At 67.7% G+C, this 5,432-nt stretch carries 3 protein-coding genes and 1 pseudogene; 1 reads left to right on the plus strand and 3 read right to left on the minus strand.

Going from position 1 to position 5,432, the window contains the following annotated elements; genetic code table 11:
- Positions 1-1,398, minus strand: a 1,398-nt coding sequence (locus F3J10_RS34220) for a UDP-glucose/GDP-mannose dehydrogenase family protein (protein ID WP_167243923.1), incomplete at its 3' end; no start/stop codon positions are given.
- Positions 1,399-1,470: 72 nt separating this feature from the next.
- Positions 1,471-2,847 (minus strand): undecaprenyl-phosphate glucose phosphotransferase, encoded by a 1,377-nt coding sequence (locus F3J10_RS34225; RefSeq protein WP_166914873.1) that lies wholly within the window; start codon positions 2,845-2,847, stop codon positions 1,471-1,473.
- Positions 2,848-3,280: 433 nt separating this feature from the next.
- On the opposite strand from F3J10_RS34225, the gene F3J10_RS34230 reads away from it, so the two are divergent.
- Positions 3,281-4,843 carry a mannose-1-phosphate guanylyltransferase/mannose-6-phosphate isomerase gene (locus F3J10_RS34230; protein ID WP_166914875.1) on the plus strand — a complete coding sequence of 521 codons (1,563 nt, stop codon included), beginning with the start codon at positions 3,281-3,283 and terminating at the stop codon, positions 4,841-4,843.
- A 320-nt stretch (positions 4,844-5,163) separates the two neighbouring features.
- Here F3J10_RS34230 and F3J10_RS34235 read toward each other — a convergent pair.
- Positions 5,164-5,432: pseudogene (locus F3J10_RS34235) on the minus strand (transposase); the annotation flags it as partial.

The following is a 5,432-nucleotide window of genomic DNA, read 5'->3' on the forward strand; positions in this document are numbered from 1 at the left end:
CTGCGCGGCGGCACGGCCCGCGGCCGGCGCCTGCGCCGCGTGCGCGCGGCCGATCGCGTGGTATTCGATGCCGAGCTCGCGCATCGCGAGCGGCTCGTAGAGATTGCGGCCGTCGAAGATCACCGGCGCCTTCCAGCGCTCGGCCAGGGCCGCGAAGTCGGGGCTCTTGAAGGCCTTCCACTCGGTGACGATCACCAGCGCGTCGGCCTGGTCGGCCACCTCGCCCGCCTCGTCGACGAAGCTCAGGCGTTCGAGCCATTCGGGCTGGCCGGCCAGGTCGAGCGCGAACACGCGGCGCGCCTCGGCGGTGGCCACCGGGTCGTAGGCCCGCACCCGCGCGCCGCGCGAGAGCAGCTCGGCGATCAGCGCGCGGCTCGGCGCCTCGCGCATGTCGTCGGTATTGGGCTTGAAGGCCAGGCCCCAGACGCCGAAGCTGCGGCCGCTCAGGTCCTCGCCGTAGCGCGCCACGATCTTGCGCGCCAGCACCTGCTTCTGCCCGGCGTTGACCTGCGAGACCGCGCGCAGGATCTGCAGCGACTGGCCGCTGGCGTCGGCGGTGCGGATCAGCGCCTCCACGTCCTTTGGGAAGCAGGAGCCGCCGTAGCCGGCGCCTGCGTACAGGAAGTGATAGCCGATGCGCGGATCGGAGCCGATGCCGCGGCGCACCGCCTCGATGTCGGCGCCCACCCGATCGGCGAAATTCGCCAGCTCGTTCATGAAGGAGATGCGCGTGGCCAGCATCGCGTTGGCCGCGTACTTGGTGAACTCAGCCGAGCGCACGTCCATGTAGAGCGTGCGCTCGTGGTTGCGGTTGAACGGCGCGTAGAGCTTCTTCATCAGCTCGCGGGCCTTCTCGCCCGGCACGTCGTCGTCGCAGCCGATCACGATGCGGTCGGGCCGCGCGAAATCGTCCACCGCCGCGCCCTCCTTCAGGAACTCGGGGTTCGAGACCACCGAGAACATGGTGTCGACGCCGCGCGCGGCCAGCTCCGCGGCCACCGTCGCGCGCACGCGCTCGGCGGTGCCGACCGGCACCGTCGACTTGTCGACGATCACCTTGAAGGAGGTCATGTACTTGCCGATGTTGCGCGCCGCGGCCAGCACGTACTGCAGGTCGGCCGAGCCGTCCTCGTCGGGCGGGGTGCCCACCGCGATGAACTGCACGTCGCCGTGCGCCACCGCCGAGGCCACGTCGGTCGAGAAGCGCAGGCGGCCGGCCGCGCGGTTGCGCGCGATGATCTCGGCCAGGCCCGGTTCGTGGATCGGCACGCCGCCGTCGTTGAGCACGCCGATCTTGACGGGATCCACATCGAGGCAGAACACGTCGTGCCCGATGTCGGCCAGGCAGGCGCCCGTCACGAGCCCCACGTAGCCGCTGCCGATGATAGTCAGGTTCATTTGTCAGCCCTTGCGACCGTCGCCGGTCGTCGTCGTTGAAGCGGAAATTCGAGGAGGAGGCGGCGCCGCGGCTCAGTAGGCGTTGCTGCCGGTGAAGCCCTTCCAGAGCGTCAGCACCACGATCTTGATGTCGAGCCAGAACGACCAGTTCTGCATGTAGTAGAGGTCGAGCTTGACGCGGCCCGACATCTTCTCGATGCGGTCGGTCTCGCCGCGAAAGCCGTTGATCTGCGCCCAGCCGGTGATGCCGGGCTTGATCCGGTAGCGGAACATGTAGCCGCGCACCAGATCCTTGTAGATGTCGTCGTGCTCCAGCGCATGCGGGCGAGGGCCGACCACCGACATCTCGCCCTTGAGCACGTTGATGAACTGCGGCAGCTCGTCGAGGCTGGTGCGGCGCAGGAAGCGCCCGACCGGCGTGATCCGCGCATCGCCCTTGCGCGCCTGGGTGACCTGCCCCTTCACCTCGGCGTGGACCTTCATCGAGCGGAACTTGTAGATGCGGAACTCGTTGCCGTCGATGCCCTTGCGGGTCTGGCGGAAGAACACCGGGCCGCGCGAGGTCAGCTTCACCAGCGCCGCGATCAGCAGCATCACCGGCGCCAGCATGGTCAGCGCGACCAGCGCGAACATACGGTCGAACACGAACTTCGGCAGGATCCGCACGTCGGTGATCGGCGAGGCCGCCAGGTTGATGGCCGGCACGCCCAGCAGCTCGACCACCTCCTGGTTGAAGAAGGACAGGCTGCGCACGTCGGGGATCAGCCGGATGTTGACGAAGTCGTGCTGGAACTCGGTGACGATGCGGTGGATCTGGCGCTCCTCGGTGATCGGCAGGGTCAGCCACAGCTCGCGCAGGTGGCGGCAGCGCACCAGCCGCACCAGCTCGGAGAAGCGCCGCTCGACCGGCACGCCGTCGAATTCGCGGGTGTCGACCGTGCCCGTCACGTCGAAGATGCAGGAGGGCGTGAAGCCGGCCTCGGGGCGCGCGCGCATCTGCGCGATCAGGCGGCGCGTCACGCCGGTGTCGCCCACCAGGCCCACCGCCTTGTGGTTGTAGCCCTCGCGGCGCAGGCTCTGCAGCACCCAGTGCACGCCGGCCTTGGTGGCGATCAGCAGCGCCGAGGTGGTCACCGCCCAGTAGCCGAGCCACAGCCGCGACAGCTCGCCGGAATGGTGGAAGCTGAAGCTCATCAGGATCCCGGCGCCCTCCACCACCAGCCAGCCGATCGCCACGCGCCACAGCAGCGCGCGGATCGGCTTGCCGCGCCAGGACTGGTAGATGCCGAAGGCCGGGAAGAACGCGACGATCAGCATGCCGTTGAACAGCACCATCGAACGCTGCAGATCGTCGAGCGCGACGATGCCGCCGCGATGCAGCGCGGCCGCGATCAGCGCGCCCAGCACCGCCATCGCGATATCGATCACTCTCGCCAACACGCTCAACATGGTTGCTCCCTCGCCTGACAGATGATCGGATCGCAGTGCATGACGGGCCCGAGGCGGAACCGTTTCGCTCTGCTGCAGACGCTATGAAGCGGTAAGAAAAATGTTGCTGCAAGCGCGCAAGTATTTCTAAAAATATTCGGAAAGTTTTGCGTATTTTCTTTGAATTTTTCTCGGCACTTTTTTCCTGAGACAAGTCGAGATCGGCTCCCTTCGTGGCGCGTCATTTTACAAATCTCATGAATTTCAATGACTTGCCATCCTTCATTCCCTATTTTTTACTTTTTTTGGCAAGGCGAATTTTGAGCGCGGCTTAGACATTATTTTTTATATTTTTCCAGGATCTTACGATGCCGCGCCGCAGCAAAAACTTTTTAGCGTCTTTCTGTTGTGCTAAAAACGTTCGGACCGATCCACCGTTTCGAGGAGTGTCCCGATGAATCCTCCGTCCGTCGCCGGCGTCGAGCCGGACGTCGCGTCCCCGTCCTCCCGCGCCAATCCCGCGTCAGCCCCTGCCGACGGCGCGGCGGCCCCTGCCGGCACGCGCCTGGCGGTCCAGCAGGTGGTGCTGGCGGGCGGCTCCGGCACGCGCCTCTGGCCGATGTCGCGCGAGCAGTTCCCGAAGCAGCTGATCGGCCTGCTCGGCGAGGAATCGCTGCTGCAGTCGACCACCCGGCGCCTGGAGGGTTACCAGGGCGATCATCCGGTCTCCGAACGATTGATGGTGGTCTGCGGCGACGATCATCGCTTCACCACCGCCGAGCAGTTGCGGCTGGTCGGCCGCGAGGCCTCGATCGTGCTCGAGCCCTTCGGCCGCGATACCGCCCCCGCGCTGACCATCGCCGCGCTGCGCGCGATCGCCTGCGAGGGCGACGCGGTGCTGACGGTGATGCCGGCCGACCACGCGGTGGCCGATCTCGCGCGCTTCCAGGCCGCGCTCGACGCGGCCATCCGCCATGCCGCGCAGGGCCGTATCGCCACCATGGGCATCCTGCCGGATCGCGCGGAAACCGGCTTCGGCTACATCCGCGTCGGCCAGGCGCTCGACACGCAGGGCGAGATCGCCGTGCGCCGGCTCGAGCGCTTCGTCGAGAAGCCGCACCTGGAGCTGGCGCAGCAGTACGTGGATTCGGGCGACTACTGGTGGAACAGCGGCATCTTCGTGGTGCGCGCCTCGGTCTGGCTCAAAGCGATCGGCCATTTCCAGCCGGCCATCCTGGCGGCCTGCGAGCGCGCGGTCTCGCTGGGCCGCGACGACGGCACCTTCTTCCGCCTCGATCGCGACAGCTTCGGCGAATCGCCCTCGAACTCGATCGACTACGCGGTGATGGAGCCGCTGGTGGGCGCGCCGCAGGTCTGCGAGAGCGTGGTGGTGCCGCTCGACGCCGGCTGGTCCGACGTCGGCTCCTGGGACGCGATCTGGCAGATCTCCGAGAAGGACGAGGCGGCCAACGTCGGGCGCGGCGAGGTGATGTTCGAGGGCGCGAGCGCGACCTTCGCGCATTCGGAAAGCCGGCTGGTGGCCTGCGTCGGCACCCGCGAGCTGATCGTGGTGGAGACCGCCGACGCGGTGCTGGTGGCCGACAAGGCGCACGTGCAGGACGTCAAGAAGATCGTCAAGCGCCTGAAGAGCGAGTCGCGCGGCGAGGCGAGCAATCATCGCAAGGTGCATCGCCCGTGGGGCCATTACGATTCGGTCGACATGGGCGAGCGCTTCCAGGTCAAGCGCATCGTCGTCAAGCCCGGCGCGCAGTTGTCCCTGCAGATGCATCATCATCGCGCCGAGCACTGGATCGTGGTGTGCGGCACGGCCCGCATCACGCGCGGCGAGGAAAGCTTCCTGCTGTCCGAGAACGAATCGACCTACATCCCGCTCGGCGTCAAGCACCGGCTCGAGAACCCCGGCAAGATGCCGCTCGAACTGATCGAGGTGCAGTCGGGCTCGTATCTCGGCGAGGACGATATCGTCCGCTTCGACGATACCTACGGCCGCGGCTGATTCACGGGGCGGGCTTCCACCCGCCCCTGCGTTCCCTGGCCGCTCGCGATCGCGCCGTCGAGGCGCGGCGCGGGCGGCACCGCTTCCCTCCTCATCCCTCTCCTCTCGCGATCCGCCGCGGCGCATGACATGCCGGTGCGATCGACATCGGCTTCCTCGTCACTGGATTGCCCGCCGCGTGCGCGGGCTCGCTCGCCAGCAACGCGCATGAGCTCGGCGCATGAAGCCACGAGCAGCGAGAACGCGAACTAGCCGCGCAAAAAAAGCCGGCAGCCCGAAGGCTGCCGGCGCATGATTCGGCGCGCGGCGCCGACCCGGCTTCAACCGATCTGGTAGGCGAACTCGCGATGCGCGAATTCGGTGGCGAGCGTGGCCGGATCGGTCAGCTCGCCGTCCATCAGATGGCGGCGCTCGGTGCCGAAGTGGCGCATGTTGCCGCGATCGGCCGGCACCAGCGTGGACAGCGTCGCCAGTGCCGCGGCCGAATGCACGGTGCGCATCGGCAGCAGCGCGGCGGCGGCGTCCGCCTTGGCGCGCGGCGCCGGCACCGAGGCGACGGCGGCCACCGGCTCGGCCCGGACCTCGCGCG

Source organism: Burkholderia sp. Cy-637, assembly GCF_011753175.1.
Taxonomy (GTDB): domain Bacteria; phylum Pseudomonadota; class Gammaproteobacteria; order Burkholderiales; family Burkholderiaceae; genus Burkholderia; species Burkholderia gladioli.